Raw genomic sequence first — 20,344 nt, 5'->3', positions numbered from 1 at the left:
TTCTCCCTGCGGGCGCTTTGCGCCTCTGTCTTGTTCGAATTCTGTTGGGTAGACCTCTGTTAGACCTACCTTTTATTCTACGATCTCCGCTGTCTCGACGACCGCATGGAGCAGGACATCTGCGCCAGCAGCGGCCCAATCCTTGCTGATCTCTTCGGCCTCGTTGTGGCTCAGCCCGTCTACACATGGGCACATGACCATGGCTGTCGGCGCAACCCGGTTGATCCAGCAAGCATCATGGCCCGCGCCTGAGATGATGTTCGTGTGCGAGTAACCTAGGCGCTCAGCCGCATCGCGCACAGCCGCCACACATTGCTCGTCGAATTTCACCGGATCAAATCCGCCTACTTTCTCGAATTCAATCTTCAGGCCCATCTCTTCGACAATATCTTCGGCCGCAACACGCAACCGGTTTTCCATGTCCTTGATGACCTCAAGTTCGGGCGAGCGGAAATCGACCGTAAATACGACCTTACCCGGGATCACATTGCGTGAGTTCGGATAAACATCGATATGCCCTGCTGCACCAACGGCATGCGGGGCGTGTGACCAGGCAATCTCGTCTACCTTTTCCAGAACCCGCGCCATGGCGAGCCCGGCGTTCTTGCGCATAGGCATCGGGGTTGAACCGGTATGAGCATCCTTGCCGGTGATGGTGATCTGCGTCCAGCTCAGGCCCTGCCCATGCGTGACAACACCGATGTCCTTTTCTTCGGCCTCTAGGATCGGCCCCTGCTCAATGTGTAGCTCAAAGAACGCGTGCATTTTGCGCGCACCGACTTCTTCGTCACCGCGCCAACCGATACGCTTCAGTTCATCTCCGAATTTCTTGCCTTCGGCATCTTCGCGATCATAGGCCCATTCCTGTGTGTGCATGCCTGCAAACACGCCCGAGGACAGCATCGCCGGGGCATAGCGCGTGCCTTCTTCATTCGTCCAATTGGTTGCGATGATCGGGTGTTTTGTTTTGATCCCCAGATCATTGAGCGTCCGAATGATCTCAAGACCACCAAGCACACCGAGAACACCGTCGTACTTTCCGCCAGTGGGCTGTGTATCGAGATGCGAACCGACGTAGACCGGCAGCGCTTCGGGATCGGTTCCCTCGCGGCGGGCAAACATGTTGCCCATCTGGTCCAGCCCCATGGTACAGCCCGCATCCTCGCACCATTTCTGGAACAATGCGCGTCCTTCGGCATCTTCGTCCGTCAGTGTCTGACGGTTATTTCCCCCAGCAACTCCGGGACCGATTTTCGCCATCTCCATCAGGCTATCCCATAGCCTGTCGCCATTGATCCTGAGATTCTGCGCCGGAGCTGCCATCTTGTTTTCCCCTGTTGCTTGCGATTTAGCTCGCTTTTGGTGTCTTGATTTGACCATCTGGTCAAACTCACGCTATCACGGGTTCGACATCAGTCAAGAAATTGCATGGCGCCGCCGCAAATTTCGGCATATTTGGTGCCCGCTTGGCGGAAAAAGAGACGACCAGGAAACATGCCCAAAGACCGTGCCCCGACCAGAATTCAGAAAAAGAACCGCGCCGCGATTCTCGAAGCCGCTCTGAACGTGTTTTCAGCGCATGGTTTTCGCGGAGCGACAGTTGACCAGATCGCAACCGAAGCCGGCCTCAGCAAACCAAATCTTCTGTACTACTTCCCGTCAAAAGAGGCGATCCATACCGCCCTTCTGTCGGGCTTGTTAGAGACGTGGCTAGCGCCTCTGCACGACCTGGATGAAAACGGCGACCCGCTGAAGGAAATCCTGTCCTATATTCATCGCAAGCTACAGATGAGCCGGGAACTGCCCCGCGAAAGTCGCCTGTTTGCGAATGAACTGGTACAGGGTGCGCCCCGCATTCATGACGCGCTGTCAAACGATCTGAAATCGCTTGTCGATGAAAAAACGCGAATTCTCACGCATTGGATGGATCAGGGCAAAATCGCACGTGTCCACCCTCATCACCTGATTTTTTCGATCTGGGCGCTCACGCAGCACTATGCGGATTTTGATGTTCAGGTGCGCGCTATTCTCGGGGATGAAGACCCGTTCGAAGGTGCAGAACCCTTTATCGGTACGCTTTACCGGAAACTGCTTACACCATGAAAAAGGGCCGCAACGCGGCCCTCATCCAAATCCAATCAGGACCTGTCAAAGTCACCGACTATTCTGCGGCTTTCGCCATCGGGTTGTTCGGGTGCGTGGTCCAGTTCGCATAGTCCGGCTGCACAACATTGCCGGTACGGGGGTCGACCTCACCAGCATCCATCGGCACCATCGAAATACACCCTTCGACCGGGCAGACATCGACGCAGAGGTTACAAGCGACGCATTCCTCGTCCTTCACCTCGAACACGCGGTCTGCGGACATCGAAATCGCCTGGTGGCTGGTATCTTCACAAGCTGCATAGCAGCGACCGCATTTGATGCACTGATCCTGATCGATCTTGGCCTTGGCCACGTAGTTCAGGTTCAGATACTGCCAATCCGTAACGTTGGGCACTGCACGTCCAACGACTTCGGATACATTGCTATAGCCTTTCTCATCCATCCATTCGGACAGGCCAGCTGTCAGTTCATCAATGATCTTGAAGCCGTAGGTCATTGCAGCTGTGCAGACCTGAACGGTTCCGCAGCCCAAAGACATGAACTCTGCCGCATCACGCCATGTGGTGACACCGCCGATGCCGGAAATCGGCAGACCATGCGTCGCTTCGGCCCGTGCGATCTCAGAAACCATAGAAAGTGCGATGGGCTTGACGGCCGGACCGCAATATCCGCCATGACTACCTTTGCCATCAATCGACGGCTCAGGGCTGAAGGTGTCCAGATTGACGCTGGTGATCGAGTTGATCGTGTTGATCAGCGACACCGCATCCGCACCGCCATTTCTCGCGGCAGCAGCAGGTTTACGAACATCGGTGATATTCGGCGTAAGCTTTACGATCACTGGGCGATCATAGTATTTTTTGCACCAACGTGTGACCATTTCGATGTACTCGGGCACCTGCCCGACGGCCGAGCCCATGCCGCGCTCGCTCATCCCGTGCGGACATCCAAAGTTGAGCTCAATACCATCCGCGCCTGTCTCTTCGACACGCGGCAGGATCGCTTTCCAGGCTTCTTCTTCGCAAGGCACCATAATCGAAGCGATTAGTGCACGGTCGGGATAATCCGCTTTGACCCGCGCCATTTCTTCGAGGTTCACTTCCAGAGGTCTATCGGTGATCAACTCGATGTTGTTCAACCCGAGCAATCGCCGGTCTGCACCATAGATCGCGCCATAGCGGGGTCCGTTCACATTCACGACCGGAGGCCCTTCGGACCCCAGCGTTTTCCAGACCACGCCGCCCCATCCGGCCTCGAATGCACGGCGCACGTTGTATTCCTTATCCGTCGGCGGCGCAGATGCCAGCCAGTACGGGTTCGGGCTTGAGATTCCCAGAAAGTTTGTCGTTAAATCAGCCATTTATCCGGCCTCCCTGATGCAGTTTTGCATCTTGAAAAATTGTGAGCATACTCAGCGGACGGCCACTACGCCGACAGGCTGGCATGTATATCCATCGCAGCATCCCGACCCTCGGCCACTGCCGTCACGGTCAGATCATCTCCGCCAGCTGCACAATCACCGCCGGCCCAGACACCCTCCAACGACGTACGGCCTGTTTCGCTGACAGCGATTTTGCTGCCATCAAGCGTCAGCCCTTCGGGTGCGCCCTCCAGCGTTTGTCCAATCGCCTTCAGAACCTGATCAGCCGGTACGCGAACAGTCTCGCCAGTTCCGGTCAGGTTGCCATTATGGCTCGCAGTATACTCCAGTTCGATCTCGGCCGCTGCACCATTTCCATGAACAGCCACGGGCTGCACGTTGCACATGATCCGAACCCCATGCGAAGCGGCCAGGTCCTGTTCATAGCGGCTGGCCCCCATGGCATCGCGGTCTCGGCGATAGGCAATGGTCACATGTTCAGCGCCCAGAAGCTTGGATTTCACCGCGGCATCCACCGCAGTCATGCCGCCGCCAATGACAACAACGTTCCGCCCAACAGGCAGATGCGCCAGATCGCCGGCTTGTCGCACATCCGAAATGAACTCGACCGCGTGACGCACGCCATCCTTGTCAGCCCCCTGCGCCCTAAGTGCATTCACACCCGCAAGACCAATAGACAGGAATACCGCATCATAGTTTTCAAGCAATCCATCCAGCGAAATGGTCTCACCCAGAACTGATCCGGTTTCGATCGCGATACCACCGATTTTCAGCAACCAGTCCACCTCGGCCTGAGCGAAATCGTTCGTCGATTTATATGCTGCGATGCCATATTCATTGAGCCCGCCCGGCTTGGGCTTGGATTCGTGAATGACCACATCATGTCCAAACATCGCCAGCCTGTGTGCGCAAGCCAGACCGGCTGGCCCTGCCCCAACTACAGCAACTGTCTTGCCTGTCGGTGCAGCACGCTCGAACGGATGTTCACCTGACGCCATTACATCATCGGTGGCAAAACGCTGCAGTCGCCCGATTTCGACCGGTTTGCCTTCGGCTGCTTCGCGCACACAGGCTTCTTCGCACAGTGTTTCCGTCGGACAAACCCGGGCACACATGCCGCCCAGAATATTCTGTTCGAGAATTGTGCGACCTGCCGCCTGCGGCTGCCCAGCCTGGATCTGACGAATGAACAGCGGGATATCGATATCCGTCGGACAGGCTGTCACGCATGGCGCGTCATAGCAGAAATAGCAGCGATCTGCCGCGACGGCCGCTTCATGCGGCGCGAGAGGCGGATGCAGATCGGCAAAATTCGAGGTCAGCTCATCGCTGGAAAGCCGCCCGGATACGATACCGGGTGCCATCTGGCCCTGTGCCATCACTCTACTCCCTGTAGATATGTTTGTTATGCCCCCCAGCTTGCCACAAACAAATTTTTTATCAATTGGTAAAATTTGCCAAATGGTCAAAAAATGAAAAAACCGGGCTTTTCGACCCGGTTTTCTGGCTACTCTGCCTGTTTATGATGCAGTAAGAGATCTAAACCATGCCATTCAGGTGCCCGGATTTGACCCACACGCGCGCACCTGCCACTCCTGCTACTGCTTTTGATTGCGTCCCGGGCGGCAATCGCAGCCAATCCCATCCGGAAAACTCTTCGCCATCTTCAGCAAAACTGCCTTCGACCACGAACACTTCCAACCCTTTGGTGGCATCCAAATCTATAGTCTCGCCTGCGGCCCAGTTCTGCACCTGTACGTCCTCGCGTTCATCCTTGAACAGGCGAACAGTTCCCTGTCCATTTATCGAGCGCCTGATTTCGGTACGGTCATCTGGGTCGAACTGGTGCAGTTTGACCAGAATTGTCGCCCCTTCACTTGCAGACGGGGTATGAGAGGTGGTCGGAGGATTGCGGACATAGCTGCCGACGGGGAAATCTCCGGTTTCGTCCTGAAAGACGCCATCGAGTACAAGAAACTCTTCTCCCCCATCGTGGGTGTGCGCCGCAAAGGCACTGCCGGGTGCAAATCGCACGATCGTCGTCGCGCGCGCCACTTCATCCCCTATACGATCCAGCATCTTTCGCTCGACGCCTGCAGCCGGTGAAGCGACCCACTCATTGTCGTCGAAATGAACTGCCACTCGTTTGCTGAAATCCGCGTTGACCCGCATGGTCGACCTCCTGATCATTGGCTTGGTTAATACATGTCCCAAAATTTACGATTATCAATCCGTTTCGAAATACGGGTTTTGACGCCCCGAGCAGGTTGCTGTAGTCCCGTTTGAGCAGTTAAGTGCAACAACAAGCACCCAATCGGAAAGCACGTGAATGCAGGCGCAACCCCCGAAGTTTAACATTATTATCGTCGGGCAAAACAACCGACTGCAATATGAGGCAGTCCTGTTTGCAGCCTCATTGCGTTATTCTTCGCCGAATTTCCAAGGCCGGCTGTTTGTCGCCGTTCCACAACCCGGGCCGCGCTGGCATCACGATCCAAGCATCCAGAATCCCGATGTCCTCAAAGCGCTGAAACAACTGGATGCCGAGATACTGCCATTTGAATCGCAGGTATTCGGGGAAAGCTATCCGTACGGAAACAAGATCGAAGCTCTCAGCGCGCTTCCCGAAGGCGAGCCATTTGTGTTTTTCGACACCGACACGTTGATCACGGGTGAATTGACCGACGTACCCTTTGACTTTGATCGCCCTGGTGCGTCTCTGAAGGTCGAGGGGAGCTGGCCCAAGCCGACCCTGTATGGGCCAAGCTATGAGGGCATCTGGAGCGCGTTGTATCGCAGGTTCGGGCTGGATCTGGAAAGCTCGTTGGATACCGATCAGCCCGAGGACTACTGGCGGCGCTATCTGTATTTCAACGCAGGCTATTTCTTCTACAAATGCCCGCGCTTGTTCGGAGAGCGCTTTCTGGAATATGCCCGCGTCATTCGCGATGAGAACATTCCCGAATTGACCGGACAGAACCTAGACCCGTGGCTGGATCAGGCTGCATTGCCTTTAGTCATACATTCCTTTGGCGGCGGGCGAGACGCCCTCCCCCCCGGTCTTCTCGATGGCTCTGTGAGTTGCCACTATCGACTGTTCCCTTTGCTCTACGCTCGCGAAAACGATCAAGTAGTTGATGTACTGGAAACCGTCGCCGCACCGAACAAGATCAAGAAGGTTCTCAAGAACTATGACCCGATGAAGCGGCTGGTGATACAGGGCAAGGGTTCAAAGATCAGAGACATGTTCGATCGCAACAATCTGCCTCAGCGAGAGCAGGTCATCCGCAAAGCGATCAAGGCCAAGGGGCTTTGGCTGCGCTGACGGGATCGTTGTGCGCGGACCAGCAATGCCCTAGAGATTCAGCAACGCGAAGAATCCAACGGGAGATTAAAATATGTCTGATGGCCCCACTTACGGCTTTGATACCCTGCAAATCCACGCCGGTGCCCGCCCTGATCCGGCGACCGGAGCGCGGCAGACACCCATCTATCAGACGACAGCGTATGTCTTCCGTGATGCCGAACACGCAGCCGCGTTGTTCAACCTGCAGGAAGTTGGATACATCTATTCCCGCCTGACCAACCCGACCGTCGCAGTATTGCAGGAACGTGTGGCGACACTTGAAGGGGGCGTTGGTGCGGTCTGTTGTTCCTCAGGTCATGCTGCGCAAATCATGGCCCTGTTCCCTCTGATGGGTCCGGGATGCAATGTGGTCGCCTCGACCCGTCTATACGGGGGCACGGTCACGCAGTTCAGCCAGACCATCAAACGGTTCGGATGGGAAGCCAAGTTCGTGGACACGGACGATCTGGATGCCGTGAAAGCCGCAATTGACGAAAACACGCGTGCAGTGTTCTGCGAATCCATCGCCAACCCGGGCGGGTATGTCACCGACATTCGCTCACTGGCAGATGTGGCCGACGATGCCGGAATTCCGCTGATCGTCGACAACACCTCGGCCACACCATATCTGTGCCGCCCGATCGAACACGGCGCGACATTGGTAGTGCATTCGACCACAAAATACCTGACCGGCAATGGCACCGTTACCGGCGGCTGCATCGTGGATTCGGGCAAGTTCGACTGGTCGGCCAACGACAAGTTTCCATCCCTCAGCGAGCCTGAAACGGCCTATCACGGCCTCAAGTTTCACGAGACCTTTGGCCCGCTTGCATTCACCTTCCATGGTATCGCGATCGGATTGCGCGATCTTGGGATGACCATGAACCCACAAGCAGCCCATTATACATTGATGGGCATCGAAACTCTCAGCCTGCGGATGGAGCGTCACGTAGAGAATGCTCAGAAAATCGCGGCCTGGCTCGAAGCAGATGATCGCGTCGATTATGTAACCTATGCGGGCCTGCCATCCTCGCCCTATCATGACCGGGTCAAAAAGAATTACCCCAAAGGCGCGGGCGCTTTGTTCACCTTCGCCGTCAAAGGTGGTTACGACTCTTGCGTCAAACTGGTGAACGCGCTCGAAATCTTCAGCCATGTGGCCAATTTGGGTGATGCCCGGTCGCTGATCATTCACTCTGCATCAACGACGCACCGCCAGCTGTCACCGGAACAGCAAGAGGCTGCAGGCGCAGGCCCGAACGTGGTTCGCGTATCAATTGGCATCGAAGATGCAGATGATCTGATCGCCGATCTGGATCAGGCCCTGTCCAAAGCCAGCGCCTGATACGATGGCAAAGCACTACACCAACGAACTGGGTCAACCTATCGGGTCGCCGGTATCGGGCGATTTCCCGCGCCCGACGCCACCATACACACCGATGGAAGGCCGGTTCTGCACCGTCGTGCCACTGGACATAAATCGGCATTCGCCCGGACTTTACCGGGCGTTTGCGCAAGACGCTGACGGTCATAATTGGACCTACCTGCCTTACGGGCCATTCGGTGCTGAACTTGAGTTTGAAGACTGGGTCCGAGCCAATTGTGCCGATGCTGACCCGATGTTCCATACGGTACTGGATCGAGACGAGACGCCTGTTGGTCTTGCGTCGTTTCTCAGAATTGCACCGGCAGCTGGCTCGATCGAAGTTGGCCACATCCATTTCTCACCCCTCCTCCAACGCACTCCTATGTCGACCGAAACCATGTATCTGATGATGCGCCGGGTTTTTGATGAACTGGGCTATCGTCGGTACGAGTGGAAATGTGATGCGTTGAATGCCCCGTCTCGCAACGCGGCAGAGCGTTTGGGCTTTACCTTCGAGGGCATATTCCGTCAGGCGACACACTACAAAGGTCGGAACAGAGATACTGCCTGGTATTCGATCATCGATAGTGAATGGCCACGTGTCCGGGATGCGTTCGAAACATGGCTTGAGCCCGACAACTTTGATGCGTCGGGCCAACAACGTCAGTCATTGAAGGCCCGCGCACAGACGTAAGTTTACTCGGATATCTCGAAGACCATCGAGATATTGACCGAAACCCCAACTTCACCGCCCGCCACCGGAACTGATCCGGCATCGGCAAAGCTCATTTCGCGCATCTGCATCATTGGGCGTGCACCGCCGCCCTGATCCGTGATCGACACAACAGACCCCAATGTGATCCCGGCGGCTTGCGCAAGCTGTTCTGCCTTGGCGGTTGCATCGGCCACCGCCTCGGCACGCGCTTTGGCCTCCAGCGGTTTCGGCTCCTGCACATCAAAGCTGAGGCCGCCAAAATCGTTGGCACCGTCCCGAATCACGGCATCCATGATCTCACCCAGGTTGCTCAGATCCCGCACCCGGACAAAAACGCGATTGGACGCTACAAACCCAGAGATTTTAGGGGCCTCACCGTCAGGATTGTGACGCCCTGCCCAAACCGGCGACAATGACAGATCACGGGTTTGCACATCGCGCGCCTCGATCCCCATGTCATTCAGGCGTGCCAAAATCTGAGCGACTGCGTCAGACGTTGCCTTCATTGCATCAGATGCCTGCGCATTCTCGTTCGTCACGCCCAGGGTGATGGTCGCCATATCTGGTTCCGCCAACGCAGTTCCCGTTCCGCTAACGGTGATGCGACGTTCTTCCGCATGCGCCATCCCAACCGAGGTCGCCGCTATCATCGCGGCCAGAAAAGCAAGTGTCTTCAAGGTGATCCCTCCTTTTGCCTTATCCTATACATGGGTTGGCAAGCCTTTGCCGGACAAGGGGAGATTTTGCCTTTTCCTTTCCCTCGGCGGGTTCCTGCTTTAATCTCAGAGGGCAGACGCAAGCGCGTTTGCGCGAATTCTGACAAATATGGTTCTGCCAGATTATGAAACCCGCCTTCGCGCTGTCTTTTGATGATACCGGGATTACCTTACACCATCACTCGGATGGCGAATGGTTTTGTGTGGGAACTGTTCCGGTTGATGCACCTGATTTGAGTGACCGCATGCAAGCACTGCGCGAACAGGGGTTCGCACTGGAAAATGACCTAAGCTGCAAAGTGGTCATTCCTTCAGATCAGGTAAAGTATCTCACCTTGGATGCTGAGGGCTTTAGTCCCGAAGATTTGGATCAGAAGGTAGCAAAAACCCTGACGTCCGAAACACCATATTCGCTGGCTGAATTGGAGTTTGCGACACAGCAGCAGGGAGACTCGATCCGTATTGCGGCGGTGGCCAAGGAAACAATCGAAGAAGCCCATTCCTTCGCGATGGGTCATGGATTTATCCCAACAACCTTCACCGCCAACGATCTGGAATCGAAAGAGGGTTCCATATCAGAGTATCTGCTTTCTGATGCTGCAAGGCTGACGGAGGCAAGCGCGGACTCAATCGAGTCGGAAACCTCACCCGAACCAACTGAAACCGTGCCGGTCATTCCGTCCGAACCGACCGAAACCACAAAAGCATCGCCTGTGTTGGAAGTCGAAAGCACTGATTCAGAAGATCCGGCTGCCCCAACTGCTCACCCAATCGCAGGAACTGCCGACCCGGACGTGTTTCGATCGCCAGAGATTACTTCTGATGTTCCTGCATCTGCCGGGACATCAACCAAACGTCCAAAGCAACTGATCCCTTTGGCCGCTGCTGTCGTCGCAGTTGGTGTGGCCGTAGGCGCATGGACTTTGACAGGCTCCGAAGGCGACGAAGCCGAAGCGATTTCGGATTTGTCACAGGAAGAGACACCTCAGGAACAGGTCGTCACAACCACCGAGCCCCAAGAAACCATTTCACCCCCCGTCCCCGAACCTGAAACGCAAATCGCTCTGCCGGCGGAAACAGAGCTCGAAAACGTCGCCCCCGATGAAGAACTGGAACTGACCGCGACTGACACTGCGATTCTGGAAGCCCTGAATATCGAACCTCAACCGGTCGAACAGGTCGCTCGGGATCCTGAGAGTGAAGAGGTCTTTTATGAAGTCACCGGGTTGGCTCCTACACCTCCGCAAGCACCGACCGCGCCATCGCTGGAGGAACCCGAAGAGCTTTACCTTGCCTCGATTGATCGTTCGGACCTGTCTCAGGATGCTGTCGCCCTGCCTCCTGTTGAGAGCTTTGATACCGATCTTCCGTTCGAGCAAGCCGGGCAATCCAGCGTCGCAGGTACCCGTTTCGAATTTGACGACCGGGGCTTGGTGATCCCTACCGCAGAGGGCACGCTGAACCCGGATGGCATCGTCGTGTATCTTGGTCGCCCTTCCAAAGTCCCGCCAGAAGTACCGGTGCGTTTCGAAACCGATCCTGATGTGATCGAGGAAGTCGATGTGTTGGCCGACACACGCCCCCGAGCCCGCCCCGGCGATCTGATTGAGCAATTTGAGCGGCAGCAACTTGGTGGGCGGTCTCTCGAAGAACTGGCCGTGCTACGCCCCAAGTTACGCCCCAAATCACTGCAAGATACGCCAAAGGTTGACCATACCCCAACAGCCTTGGCCGTTGTAAGAGTCCCTCGCCCTAAGATCCGACCAGCCTCAATCGCAGTGATTGCCTCAAGGAAGGCAAGCACCGGTACAGCCCCGTTGGGTTCAACGGCTGCTGTTGCACAATCGAGTGAAGAAGCCGGAACATTCCAGCCGAAATCCGTTGCACCCAAAATTCCGACAACAGCCTCGGTTGCCCGACAGGCGACGTTGGATAACGCGCTTAACCTGCGAAAACTCAACCTGATCGGGGTGTATGGCACACCTGCAAATCGACGCGCATTGGTCCGGCTTCCCAGTGGACGCTACAAAAAGCTGAAAGTTGGGGACCGGGTCGATGGTGGCAAAGTAATCGCCATCGGTGACAGCGAACTGCGCTACCAGAAACGCGGGCGTAATGTGACGTTGAAAATGCCTCGTGGCTGACTACGCGGATAAGATCATCCATGGTTATGAGACTGAAACGCCTTACCTGATAGAGGCTTATGGGCAGCTGTGTCCCGAAGATGTTCTGGCACCAGTCGCTGAGTTTCTACCTGACACAGGCAAAGTGCTTGATGTCGGCGCGGGTATCGGCACAAACGCTGTATGGCTGGCTTCGCGCGGATGTGAGGTAGCAGCGGTAGAACCTGCCAAGACATTCCGGAATCATGGGAAAAACGGCTATCCGAGCAGGAACGTGTCATGGCACAATGGCCGACTGCCAATGCTCAGTGGCATAGGTTTCAGCAAAGGGGATTTCGATACCGTTCTGGCCATCGGGGTGCTTCATCATTTGGTACCTACCGATCAAGCAGCTGCCATCGAAACGTTTGCAAGCCTGCTGAAACCATCCGGACGCATGATCCTGTCTCTTCGACATGGTCCCTGCCCTGCATCTCGTCCCGGGTTCTCAGTATCGGCGGATCTGATCACGGAAGTAGCGGTGCAATGCGGATTTGACGTACGCCATCGGTCTGAGAATGGATCTATCCAGCCGGCAAACCGGCGCGCCGGGGTCACTTGGACCTGGCTGGTGTTGGACGCGCCGGAGTTTGATTTGAAGGCAGGCTGTTAAGCAGCCGAGATTTCACCCGATTCAATCTGCTCGCGCTCGATGGATTCGAAAAGGGCTTTGAAGTTACCTTCACCGAAACCGTCATCGCCCTTGCGCTGGATGAATTCAAAGAAGATCGGGCCAATCACGGTCTTCGAAAAGATCTGGAGCAGAATCTTGGTCTCGCCTCCATCAACGACACCTTCGCCATCGATCAGAATACCGTGCTTCATCATGCGATCTTTGGGTTCATCATGACCCGAAACCCGGTCGAACGACATGTCATAGTAGGCTTCGTTCGGACCGGGCATAAACTTCAGACCCTTCTCCGCAATCGCATCGGTGGATTCATAGATATCGTCGCTACCAACCGCGATATGCTGAATGCCCTCGCCGTTGTACTTTTTGAGATACGACACAATTTGCCCGGTTTCACCCCGATCCTCATTAATTGGAATGCGGATACGACCACACGGCGAGGTCAAGGCACGGCTGTATAGACCCGTGAATTTACCCTGAATGTCAAAGAACCGGATTTCACGGAAGTTGAACAGATCGCCATAGAAACGGAACCACTTGTCCATGTTTCCTTTATAGACGTTATGGGTCAGGTGATCGAGATAGTAGAAACCGTCCCCGCGTGGCTTGGATTGCTTGAGCCACTCGAATTCCTGATTGTAGGGTGACGTCTCATAATACTGATCGATGAAGTAGATCAGCGAACCACCGATGCCTTTGATCGCTGGAACATTGATGGTCTTATCCGTGCCATCATAAGGTTCTGCCCCCTTTGAAACTGCGTGCTCATAAGCCTTTTGGGCATCCACAACACGCCAGCCCATCGCCGGGGCGCAAGGACCATGATCTGCGACGAACTTTGCAGCAAAGCTCTCGGGGTCGGCATTCAGGATGTAAGTCACATCACCCTGCTGCCAAAGCTCAACGGCTGGCTTATCCTTGTGATGCGCAACCAGTTCGAATCCCATCTTTGCAAACAGGTCACGCAGTTCCTGCGGTTCCGGGTGCGCGAACTCGACAAATTCAAAGCCATCGGTGCCGGCTGGGTTTTCTTCACTGATCGTTGATTTCGGGGCGTTATGCGGGAAAGGACCCATGGCGCGTCTCCTCCAAAACAGGAATTTCTTTGCTGATTCAAAAATACGCTTTAACTGGTGCTGTTTCTGCGCATTGTTTTCGTGTAAACTATGATTACGCGCGCGATTGCCGCACGCTTTGATAAAAAACCGGGATTTCTCCGCATATGCTGGATGCCACCGACACACGTCTGCTGTCAGCACTTCAAAAAGACGCTCACCTCACGGCACATCAACTGGGCGAATTACTGAATCTCTCGCCCAGTCAGGCGGGCCGCCGAAGACAAAGGCTTGAGGCCGATGGTTACATCACAGGCTATGCCGCCCGGCTGGACCCACTCAAGCTGGGCTTGCAGGTTCAGGGCTTCATTCAGGTACATCTCGGCACGCATGGCCCTGACCAATCCGCAAGTTTTGCCCGCATGGTCGACAGTCGCAGCGAGATTACCAGCGCCTGGACGATGACAGGTGAGGCAGATTATCTGCTACACGTCTACTGCGACGACCTTTCCGCCCTCAACCGCTTGCTTCATGAGGTTATCCTGCCGCATCCTGCAGTGGCGCGAGTGCAAAGCCAGATCGTCATGGACCAACTCAAGCGCGACGCCCCGTTGCCGACCTGAAAATCGAGAAAGAACCACTATGGAAGAATTCCTCTACCAAGCCACGATTTACCTGGCAGCGGCAGTCATAGCCGTACCTTTGTCGGCGCGCTTGGGATTGGGGTCCGTGTTGGGGTATCTGGCGGCGGGTATCGCGATTGGACCTATTCTTGGCTTGGTAGGTGCAGAAACCGAAAGCCTTCAGCATGTAGCAGAATTCGGCGTCGTTATGATGCTGTTCCTGATTGGTCTGGAACTGGAACCGCGCGCCTTATGGGACATGCGTGACAAGCTGTTGGGCTTGGGCGGGCTGCAGGTGGCTATGTCTACCATCGTGATCGCAGCCGTTGCGATCTACACAGGACAACCCTGGTCTGTTGCGTTGGCGGTAGGCTTAACTCTGTCACTCTCGTCAACCGCAATCGTTCTTCAAACCCTTTCAGAAAAGGGTCTGATGCAAACAAACGGCGGTCGAGCAACCTTTTCGGTGTTGCTGACACAGGACATTGCGGTCATTCCGATCCTTGCATTTCTGCCATTGCTGGCGCTGCCTGCCAGCATTCATATCGAGGATGATGGCTCGATCGACCGCGGTGGCGATGCGGCGCATGGCGCAGACGCACACCACGCCCTTTCGCTGGTCGAGGGTCTGCCCGGGTGGGCCGTTACTTTGGTCACGATCGGTGCCGTCGCTTTTGTTGTGCTCGCCGGCATCTATCTGACCCGCCCACTATTCCGTTTCATCCACGCCACCCACCTGCGCGAGATGTATACCGCACTCGCCCTGGTGATCGTGGTCGGTATCTCGTTCCTGATGACCTTGGTGGGGCTCTCACCGGCTTTGGGCGCTTTCTTGGCGGGTGTCGTTCTGGCGAGTTCTGAATTCCGGCACGAAATGGAGAGTGACCTTGAGCCGTTCAAAGGTCTGCTGCTCGGGTTATTCTTTATCACCGTCGGGGCCGGTATCGACGTCGGTTACTTCTTTGCCGACCCGTTTGACCTGATCGGTTTGGCCCTGTTGGTCATTCTGGCCAAGGGCATCATCCTGTTCATCGTTGGCCGTGCGTTCAAGCTGCGGGGACGAGATCATTGGCTCTTTACGCTTGGGCTTGCGCAGGCTGGTGAATTTGGATTTGTGTTGCTCGCCTTCTCGACACAACAGAATGTCATTCCGCCTGGCCTGTCACAAAAGCTGCTGATGATCATCGCACTGACAATGCTCATCACGCCGCTGCTGTTCATCATCTACGATATGGTTTCTCGTTATATTGGAGACAGCAGCCCTAAGGTCGAGGCAGACACTATCGACGAAAAGGGCCCCGTGATCATCGCAGGTATTGGTCGTTTCGGTCAGATCGTAAACCGGCTGGTGCAGGCGAGTGGCTTCAAAACGGTTGTTCTCGACCATAACATCGAGACGATCCAGTTGATGCGGCGTTTTGGGGTCAAAGGGTTTCTGGGCGATCCCACCCGCCCAGAACTATTGCGCGCAGCAGGCATTGAAAAGGCTGCGGTACTGGTCGCAGCGATGGATGATCGCAAGCAGGTCACCCGCCTTGTCGGCTATGCGCGGCGCCAACGGCCCGATCTGCATATCGTAGCACGCGCACATGATCGTAACCACGTCTACGAACTGTATCAGGCTGGCGCGAATGACATCGTTCGCGAGATGTTTGACAGCTCATTGCGTGCGGGGCGCTATGTTCTCGAGAATATTGGTCTCAGTGAATACGAAGCCGCGCAGGCCGAGCAGACCTTCTACCATCATGACCGGAAATCGATCCGTGATCTGGCGGAACTATGGATCCCCGGAATGCCTACGGCTGAGAACAAGAAGTACATTGAGCGCGCCCAGAAACTTGAAAAGGATTTGGAAACTGCGTTGCTGGAACTGGCCGAAGAACACGCAAAGAAATCAGCCTGACCCAAGGCGTTCCTTGGATCAGGACTGGCGTTTATCCGTCTGAAACACCTGCTTCAGCGAACGTTGCCATGCCTGAATGGCAGGCGACCGCACTTTTGACGATGTTGATGGCCAAGGCTCCGCCCGATCCTTCGCCCAGACGCAAACCAAGGCTCAGAAGGGGTTCCTTACCCAGTTTGGCCAAAACGGCACCATGGGCGCCCTCGGCGCTCTGGTGGCCTGCTACAGTGTGGTCCAGAGCGTTGTCCGAAACCTGCGCCAAACACGCCGCAGCCGCAGAACATATGAAGCCATCAAGAACAACAGGGATACGCAACACGCGTGCCGCGGCAATTGCTCCTGCCATGGCGGCAATTTCGCGCCCGCCAAGACAGCGCAGAACTTCCAGCCCATCAGAGCTGCCATGCAGCGCCACACCTTCGGCCACAACACGCGTCTTATTGGCAAGACCTGCATCATCGACACCGGTACCACGCCCGGTCCAATCGGCAGCATCACCGCCGAACAACGCACACGCGATTGCCGCTGCGGGGGTGGTATTGCCGATGCCCATTTCACCAACGACCAAAAGATCCGCCCCGGCATCCACGGCGTTCCAGCCGGTACGCAGCGCTTCGAGCAACTCCTGCTCGCTCATCGCCGCTTCTTTGGTGAAATCCGCAGTCGGGCGATCCAGTTCAAGCGCATGCACATCCATCTTGGCACCTGCGGCTTTCGCAAGTTGATTGATCGCCGCGCCACCGTGCTGGAAGTTCATGACCATCTGCACTGTCACTTCTGACGGAAACGCAGACACCCCTTGTGCCGTCACTCCGTGGTTTCCTGCAAACACGATGACTTGTGGCGACGAGATCTGCGGCCGGGCATCCCCACGCCAGCCTGCATACCAGATCGCCAGATCCTCAAGCCTGCCCAATGCTCCGGGCGGCTTGGTCAATTGACCATTACGGTCTGTTGCGCCCTGCAGGGCGGACTCGTCAGGTCCAGGCGCCCCTTTCAGGGCTTCCCGGAACGTATTCAGATCATTCAGTTCGGGCAGCATTCAAAGCCTCGTTGCATCAGAGTGGTCCTGCGTGTTTAACCGAAGCAAGCAAACCGACAAGACCCTGAAAGGCCTGGGAGTGCACAAAAACGACACCACCCCGTTTTCCGCGTGGGATATTCCGCTGGCGCTGGTTCTGCTGACGCGTTTGCCGTTGCCACGTTTGCCTGAGCAGGTTTTTACCCGTCAGGCACAAGCGGCATGGGCCTTTCCCCTAAGCGGCCTGGTCGTTGGTTTGATTGCCTGCGCCGTCGGCTGGTTGGCCATGGCCTTGAACCTACCTGTTCTGGCATGCGCGACCCTTTTGGTCGCAGTGTTAATTGCCACGACCGGCGCCATGCATGAGGACGGGCTCGCAGACACCTTCGACGGGTTATGGGGCGGTTTCACCGTCGAACGCCGTCTTGAGATCATGAAAGACAGCCATATTGGCACATATGGCGTGCTGGTGTTGGGTATCGCGCAATTGCTGCGCATATCAGCAGTCATGGTTTTGCTGGGTAATGGCGCTCTGACCGGCATACTGGCAGCTTGCGTTGTTTCCCGCGCCTCGATGCCCATACTGATGAGCGCGTTGCCAAACGCCCGGAAATCGGGACTGAGTCACAGCGTCGGCGCACCCTCATCTCTTGCCGTTGTTTCTGGTTTGGGGATAGCCATAATTCTGGCATTGCTGCTGATTGGAACACTCGCGTTGTTGCCAGCCCTATGCGCGCTCTTGGCAGCTGGCATTCTGGCAGTCATCGCAAAGGCCAAGATTGGCGGTCAGACAGGCGATATTCTCGGCGCATCCCAACAGATTAGTGAAATCACGTTTCTGCTTGCCCTGGCAGCACTGATCTAAGCCGCCCCGCCGGTTTCAATACGCAAGGTCTCGCCACAGTGTTTGCAATGCACGGCATCCGGATCATGCCGGTAAAGCCCGCAGCTGGGGCATTTGTGACGAACCTTTTGAGGCATGAATATTGCCTGCGCGAGGCGTACGAATAGCGCAACGCCGACCACCATGATGAACACCGAGAACAGTTTACCCCCCGGGCTGGGCAGCGTGATGTCCCCGAACCCTGTTGTCGTCAGCGTCGCCATCGTAAAATACAGGGCGTCGATATAGGGCGTCTTGCTATCTTCCGGAATAAAAAATACCAGCACTGCTGTTGCAGTGGCAAATACAAAAACGAGCAGGTTTATCGCAGCTATCACAGCGTCTTCGTGAGTTCTGAAGAAACTGCTGTCCCTTCGAAGATCTCTGAGCAGATGATAGGAATGGATCAGCCGCAAGGCACGCAATATCCTGAGGAACGCCAAGCTTCCAGTAAGGAACGGATCCAGGATCAAGGAAACAATCACCACGATATCGGCAAGCGTATAAATCTGCCGCAGCAGTTTCCATCTGTCTTTGGCGATCCACATTCTTGCAGAAAAATCCAAAAGGATTACCAGCCCTACAGCCCAACTTGCTGCGATCAAGCCAGGGCCGTGCGGCACATGCGCGGTTGCAACAAAGAATACGATCGTCGCTGCGTCAAACAGGATCAGAAGGTAGCGGAACCGGATCGAGATCGGTTCCTTGCCTATGTACAGGAATTTGACCGTTTGCTTCATCCAAAACCCGATTTCGGCTTCACCTTTCTGGAAAATAACGAAAAACCGTTTTCAGACCAAGCGACACGGTACAAAAAAGGCCGCCCCAAAACTGGAGCGGCCTCAAACTAAAGTGCAGCGATATCAGGCGGCAGCGCGCGACATCAGTACTTCGTCGACCTGCTTGGCAGCAGAGATTTCGTCAGCGCCGGAAACGGCAGCCACTTCACGCGTCAGACGCTCCAAAGCGGCTTCGTACAATTGACGCTCGGAATAGCTCTGTTCGCGCTGGTCATCGGTGCGGTGCAGATCACGGACCACTTCGGCAATCGAGATCAGATCGCCCGAGTTGATCTTCTGCTCATATTCCTGAGCACGACGCGACCACATTGCGCGTTTGACCTTGGCCTTACCCTTGAGCGTTTTCATCGCCTGGCTGATCACATCCGGTGAGCTCAGCGAGCGAAGGCCGGATTCGGTCACCTTGTTGGTCGGCACGCGCAACGTCATCTTGTCTTTCTCAAAAGAGATGACGAATAGCTCAAGCGAGAATCCCGCAACTTCTTGTTCTTCGATCGAGATGATCTGACCCACGCCATGTGCGGGGTAGACAACATAGTCGTTCGGGCGGAACTCAAGCTTTTTCGACTTTGTCATTCACGTGTATCCTTGGTTGAAGAGCGGGACAGAGGCGACAAAAAACCACAAGCGGGACCGGTCAGGCCCCGTCAGGCGGCTATATTGTCAAAAATTTAGAACCCCAAAGCGAGCATACTTACGGAGCGCATCCCATCTCGGTCATCATGTAAGAGTTAAGTATATCACAAAAAAGCGACACCCGAAAGGTTACGCACAGGCAATTTTAGACAATCGCCACGTTTCCAACGAGTTACAGCACAATCGTGCCAGATTTAGGTCAATTTGACCTGGCGAATCGCTCAGCCGCCCTCGCCCGGCGCTTCGGAGAAGTACTTCTCCATCTTACCTTCTTCGCCATCACGTTCCTCAGCTTCTGGCAGAGGATCCTTTTTGGTAACGATGACAGGCCACTGTTCAGCGAATTTGCGGTTGAACTCGACCCACGTTTCCATCCCAGGCTCGGTATCGGGACGGATCGCATCTGCCGGGCATTCCGGTTCGCATACTCCGCAATCAATGCATTCATCGGGATGAATGACCAGTGTGTTTTCACCTTCGTAGAAACAGTCCACCGGGCAAACTTCGACGCAGTCGGTGTATTTGCAGGCGATGCAGTTTTCGGTGACAACATAAGTCATGGTTATTTCCAGTTTGCGGTTTGGCGTTTAGCTAATCCAGTCTGACCCTGTCTTCAAGATAGGATCAGCCTTCCTGGGTGCGAGAAAGATCAAGTGCCCGCCGATCTTTCTTGGTTGGACGACCTTTTCCCTCAAACCCCGGATTCTTGGGCGGCGTGTCCTTCTTTTCCGTCATATCGAAGTACAACGTTTGCGCTTCGGGCGCTGGACCTCGTCGTTCCCCTAGTTTTTCGACGCGCACGACCCGGACGATGCGCCCTTGCGGAAAGGTCAGAACGTCGCCGGGCGCCACAGCCTGAGCTGGCTTCAGCACCCGGTTTCCGTTTACACGCACATGACCGCCGCTTACCTGTTTGGCAGCCAGGCTGCGGGTCTTGAAGAACCGCGCCTGCCACAACCATTTGTCAATTCGCAGCTTGGCCTGTGCTTCGGCCATAGTA

General features: G+C 55.5%; 20 protein-coding genes. 9 read left to right on the top strand and 11 right to left on the bottom strand.

From position 1 onward, the window contains the following. Positions 1-72 precede the first annotated feature (72 nt). Positions 73-1,323: a Zn-dependent hydrolase gene (locus GOX61_RS08540; RefSeq protein WP_155143507.1), complete on the bottom strand. Its 1,251-nt coding sequence runs from the start codon at positions 1,321-1,323 to the stop codon at positions 73-75. A gap of 171 nt (positions 1,324-1,494) precedes the next feature. Between GOX61_RS08540 and GOX61_RS08535 the strand changes: the two genes are divergently transcribed. Then, on the top strand, positions 1,495-2,103 hold the full coding sequence (locus GOX61_RS08535) for a TetR family transcriptional regulator C-terminal domain-containing protein (RefSeq protein ID WP_170332866.1): 609 nt from the start codon (positions 1,495-1,497) through the stop codon (positions 2,101-2,103). Between the two features lie 58 nt (positions 2,104-2,161). Here the strand turns inward: GOX61_RS08535 and preA are convergent, their stop codons facing one another. The 3 genes from preA to GOX61_RS08520 form a co-directional block, all read right to left on the bottom strand. After that, a complete protein-coding gene (gene preA / locus GOX61_RS08530) occupies positions 2,162-3,466 on the bottom strand; it encodes an NAD-dependent dihydropyrimidine dehydrogenase subunit PreA (RefSeq protein WP_155143503.1) in 1,305 nt (434 codons plus the stop codon). A gap of 65 nt (positions 3,467-3,531) precedes the next feature. After that, positions 3,532-4,866: an NAD(P)-dependent oxidoreductase gene (locus GOX61_RS08525; protein ID WP_170332864.1), complete on the bottom strand. Its 1,335-nt coding sequence runs from the start codon at positions 4,864-4,866 to the stop codon at positions 3,532-3,534. 160 nt (positions 4,867-5,026) lie between these two features. Next, positions 5,027-5,659: a cupin domain-containing protein gene (locus GOX61_RS08520; protein ID WP_170332862.1), complete on the bottom strand. Its 633-nt coding sequence runs from the start codon at positions 5,657-5,659 to the stop codon at positions 5,027-5,029. A gap of 157 nt (positions 5,660-5,816) precedes the next feature. On the opposite strand from GOX61_RS08520, the gene GOX61_RS08515 reads away from it, so the two are divergent. The 3 genes from GOX61_RS08515 to GOX61_RS08505 all read left to right on the top strand — a co-directional run bounded on the left by GOX61_RS08515 (position 5,817) and on the right by GOX61_RS08505 (position 8,893). Beyond that, complete coding sequence (locus tag GOX61_RS08515) at positions 5,817-6,812, top strand: hypothetical protein (protein ID WP_170332860.1); 996 nt, start codon at positions 5,817-5,819, stop codon at positions 6,810-6,812. A 73-nt stretch (positions 6,813-6,885) separates the two neighbouring features. Further along, on the top strand, positions 6,886-8,178 hold the full coding sequence (locus GOX61_RS08510) for an O-acetylhomoserine aminocarboxypropyltransferase/cysteine synthase family protein (protein WP_155143498.1): 1,293 nt from the start codon (positions 6,886-6,888) through the stop codon (positions 8,176-8,178). Between the two features lie 4 nt (positions 8,179-8,182). Further along, positions 8,183-8,893 (top strand): GNAT family N-acetyltransferase, encoded by a 711-nt coding sequence (locus GOX61_RS08505; protein ID WP_170332858.1) that lies wholly within the window; start codon positions 8,183-8,185, stop codon positions 8,891-8,893. Between the two features lie 2 nt (positions 8,894-8,895). On the opposite strand, the gene GOX61_RS08500 is transcribed toward GOX61_RS08505, so the two are convergent. Further along, positions 8,896-9,591 carry an SIMPL domain-containing protein gene (locus GOX61_RS08500; RefSeq protein WP_170332856.1) on the bottom strand — a complete coding sequence of 232 codons (696 nt, stop codon included), beginning with the start codon at positions 9,589-9,591 and terminating at the stop codon, positions 8,896-8,898. 164 nt (positions 9,592-9,755) lie between these two features. On the opposite strand from GOX61_RS08500, the gene GOX61_RS08495 reads away from it, so the two are divergent. Together GOX61_RS08495 and GOX61_RS08490 are read left to right on the top strand one after the other, a co-directional pair. Further along, positions 9,756-11,774, top strand: coding sequence for a hypothetical protein (locus GOX61_RS08495; protein ID WP_170332854.1), 2,019 nt, complete (start codon positions 9,756-9,758; stop codon positions 11,772-11,774). Further along, positions 11,767-12,405 carry a class I SAM-dependent methyltransferase gene (locus GOX61_RS08490; protein ID WP_170332852.1) on the top strand — a complete coding sequence of 213 codons (639 nt, stop codon included), beginning with the start codon at positions 11,767-11,769 and terminating at the stop codon, positions 12,403-12,405. Before GOX61_RS08495 ends, GOX61_RS08490 begins: the two co-directional genes overlap by 8 nt. Here the strand turns inward: GOX61_RS08490 and hppD are convergent. Continuing rightward, positions 12,402-13,499 (bottom strand): 4-hydroxyphenylpyruvate dioxygenase, encoded by a 1,098-nt coding sequence (gene hppD, locus GOX61_RS08485; RefSeq protein ID WP_170332850.1) that lies wholly within the window; start codon positions 13,497-13,499, stop codon positions 12,402-12,404. The genes GOX61_RS08490 and hppD overlap by 4 nt on opposite strands. Positions 13,500-13,645: 146 nt before the next feature. On the opposite strand from hppD, the gene GOX61_RS08480 reads away from it, so the two are divergent. Next, on the top strand, positions 13,646-14,101 hold the full coding sequence (locus GOX61_RS08480; protein WP_155143488.1) for an Lrp/AsnC family transcriptional regulator: 456 nt from the start codon (positions 13,646-13,648) through the stop codon (positions 14,099-14,101). A gap of 19 nt (positions 14,102-14,120) precedes the next feature. After that, complete coding sequence (locus GOX61_RS08475) at positions 14,121-16,004, top strand: monovalent cation:proton antiporter-2 (CPA2) family protein (RefSeq protein ID WP_155143486.1); 1,884 nt, start codon at positions 14,121-14,123, stop codon at positions 16,002-16,004. 31 nt (positions 16,005-16,035) lie between these two features. Here GOX61_RS08475 and cobT read toward each other — a convergent pair whose 3' ends face one another. After that, a complete protein-coding gene (gene cobT, locus GOX61_RS08470) occupies positions 16,036-17,046 on the bottom strand; it encodes a nicotinate-nucleotide--dimethylbenzimidazole phosphoribosyltransferase (protein WP_170332848.1) in 1,011 nt (336 codons plus the stop codon). 79 nt (positions 17,047-17,125) lie between these two features. Between cobT and cobS the strand changes: the two genes are divergently transcribed. Further along, positions 17,126-17,890 carry an adenosylcobinamide-GDP ribazoletransferase gene (cobS, locus tag GOX61_RS08465; RefSeq protein ID WP_170333239.1) on the top strand — a complete coding sequence of 255 codons (765 nt, stop codon included), beginning with the start codon at positions 17,126-17,128 and terminating at the stop codon, positions 17,888-17,890. Here cobS and GOX61_RS08460 read toward each other — a convergent pair. The 4 genes from GOX61_RS08460 to GOX61_RS08445 form a co-directional block, all read right to left on the bottom strand. Beyond that, positions 17,887-18,648, bottom strand: a complete 762-nt coding sequence (locus GOX61_RS08460) for an ion channel (RefSeq protein WP_170332846.1) — start codon at positions 18,646-18,648, stop codon at positions 17,887-17,889. The genes cobS and GOX61_RS08460 overlap by 4 nt on opposite strands. A 123-nt stretch (positions 18,649-18,771) precedes the next feature. Then, the gene (locus GOX61_RS08455) at positions 18,772-19,284 is read right to left on the bottom strand and encodes a CarD family transcriptional regulator (RefSeq protein WP_155143480.1); all 513 of its coding nucleotides are present in this window, start codon (positions 19,282-19,284) and stop codon (positions 18,772-18,774) included. Between the two features lie 281 nt (positions 19,285-19,565). Beyond that, positions 19,566-19,904 (bottom strand): ferredoxin FdxA, encoded by a 339-nt coding sequence (fdxA, locus tag GOX61_RS08450; RefSeq protein WP_155143479.1) that lies wholly within the window; start codon positions 19,902-19,904, stop codon positions 19,566-19,568. Positions 19,905-19,968: 64 nt separating this feature from the next. Next, complete coding sequence (locus GOX61_RS08445; RefSeq protein ID WP_170332844.1) at positions 19,969-20,340, bottom strand: RNA-binding S4 domain-containing protein; 372 nt, start codon at positions 20,338-20,340, stop codon at positions 19,969-19,971. Between the last annotated feature and the right edge of the window lie 4 nt (positions 20,341-20,344).

Source organism: Ruegeria arenilitoris (assembly GCF_013030265.1).
GTDB classification, from domain to species: domain Bacteria; phylum Pseudomonadota; class Alphaproteobacteria; order Rhodobacterales; family Rhodobacteraceae; genus Ruegeria; species Ruegeria arenilitoris_E.
The sequence above is the reverse complement of the archived record's forward strand: the minus strand, read 5'-3'. Positions and strand labels throughout refer to the sequence as shown.

What these genes read in the sequence shown, in the direction of transcription:
- GOX61_RS08515 (WP_170332860.1), top strand. Translation starts at nt 5,817, where the DNA reads ATGCAGGCGCAACCCCCGAAGTTTAACATTATTATCGTCGGGCAAAAC.
- GOX61_RS08540 (WP_155143507.1), bottom strand. Translation starts at nt 1,323, where the DNA reads ATGGCAGCTCCGGCGCAGAATCTCAGGATCAATGGCGACAGGCTATGG.
- fdxA (WP_155143479.1), bottom strand. Translation starts at nt 19,904, where the DNA reads ATGACTTATGTTGTCACCGAAAACTGCATCGCCTGCAAATACACCGAC.
- GOX61_RS08520 (WP_170332862.1), bottom strand. Translation starts at nt 5,659, where the DNA reads ATGCGGGTCAACGCGGATTTCAGCAAACGAGTGGCAGTTCATTTCGAC.
- GOX61_RS08460 (WP_170332846.1), bottom strand. Translation starts at nt 18,648, where the DNA reads ATGAAGCAAACGGTCAAATTCCTGTACATAGGCAAGGAACCGATCTCG.
- GOX61_RS08535 (WP_170332866.1), top strand. Translation starts at nt 1,495, where the DNA reads ATGCCCAAAGACCGTGCCCCGACCAGAATTCAGAAAAAGAACCGCGCC.
- hppD (WP_170332850.1), bottom strand. Translation starts at nt 13,499, where the DNA reads ATGGGTCCTTTCCCGCATAACGCCCCGAAATCAACGATCAGTGAAGAA.
- GOX61_RS08445 (WP_170332844.1), bottom strand. Translation starts at nt 20,340, where the DNA reads ATGGCCGAAGCACAGGCCAAGCTGCGAATTGACAAATGGTTGTGGCAG.
- preA (WP_155143503.1), bottom strand. Translation starts at nt 3,466, where the DNA reads ATGGCTGATTTAACGACAAACTTTCTGGGAATCTCAAGCCCGAACCCG.
- GOX61_RS08495 (WP_170332854.1), top strand. Translation starts at nt 9,756, where the DNA reads ATGAAACCCGCCTTCGCGCTGTCTTTTGATGATACCGGGATTACCTTA.
- cobT (WP_170332848.1), bottom strand. Translation starts at nt 17,046, where the DNA reads ATGCTGCCCGAACTGAATGATCTGAATACGTTCCGGGAAGCCCTGAAA.
- GOX61_RS08505 (WP_170332858.1), top strand. Translation starts at nt 8,183, where the DNA reads ATGGCAAAGCACTACACCAACGAACTGGGTCAACCTATCGGGTCGCCG.
- GOX61_RS08525 (WP_170332864.1), bottom strand. Translation starts at nt 4,866, where the DNA reads ATGGCACAGGGCCAGATGGCACCCGGTATCGTATCCGGGCGGCTTTCC.
- GOX61_RS08455 (WP_155143480.1), bottom strand. Translation starts at nt 19,284, where the DNA reads ATGACAAAGTCGAAAAAGCTTGAGTTCCGCCCGAACGACTATGTTGTC.
- GOX61_RS08475 (WP_155143486.1), top strand. Translation starts at nt 14,121, where the DNA reads ATGGAAGAATTCCTCTACCAAGCCACGATTTACCTGGCAGCGGCAGTC.
- GOX61_RS08510 (WP_155143498.1), top strand. Translation starts at nt 6,886, where the DNA reads ATGTCTGATGGCCCCACTTACGGCTTTGATACCCTGCAAATCCACGCC.
- GOX61_RS08480 (WP_155143488.1), top strand. Translation starts at nt 13,646, where the DNA reads ATGCTGGATGCCACCGACACACGTCTGCTGTCAGCACTTCAAAAAGAC.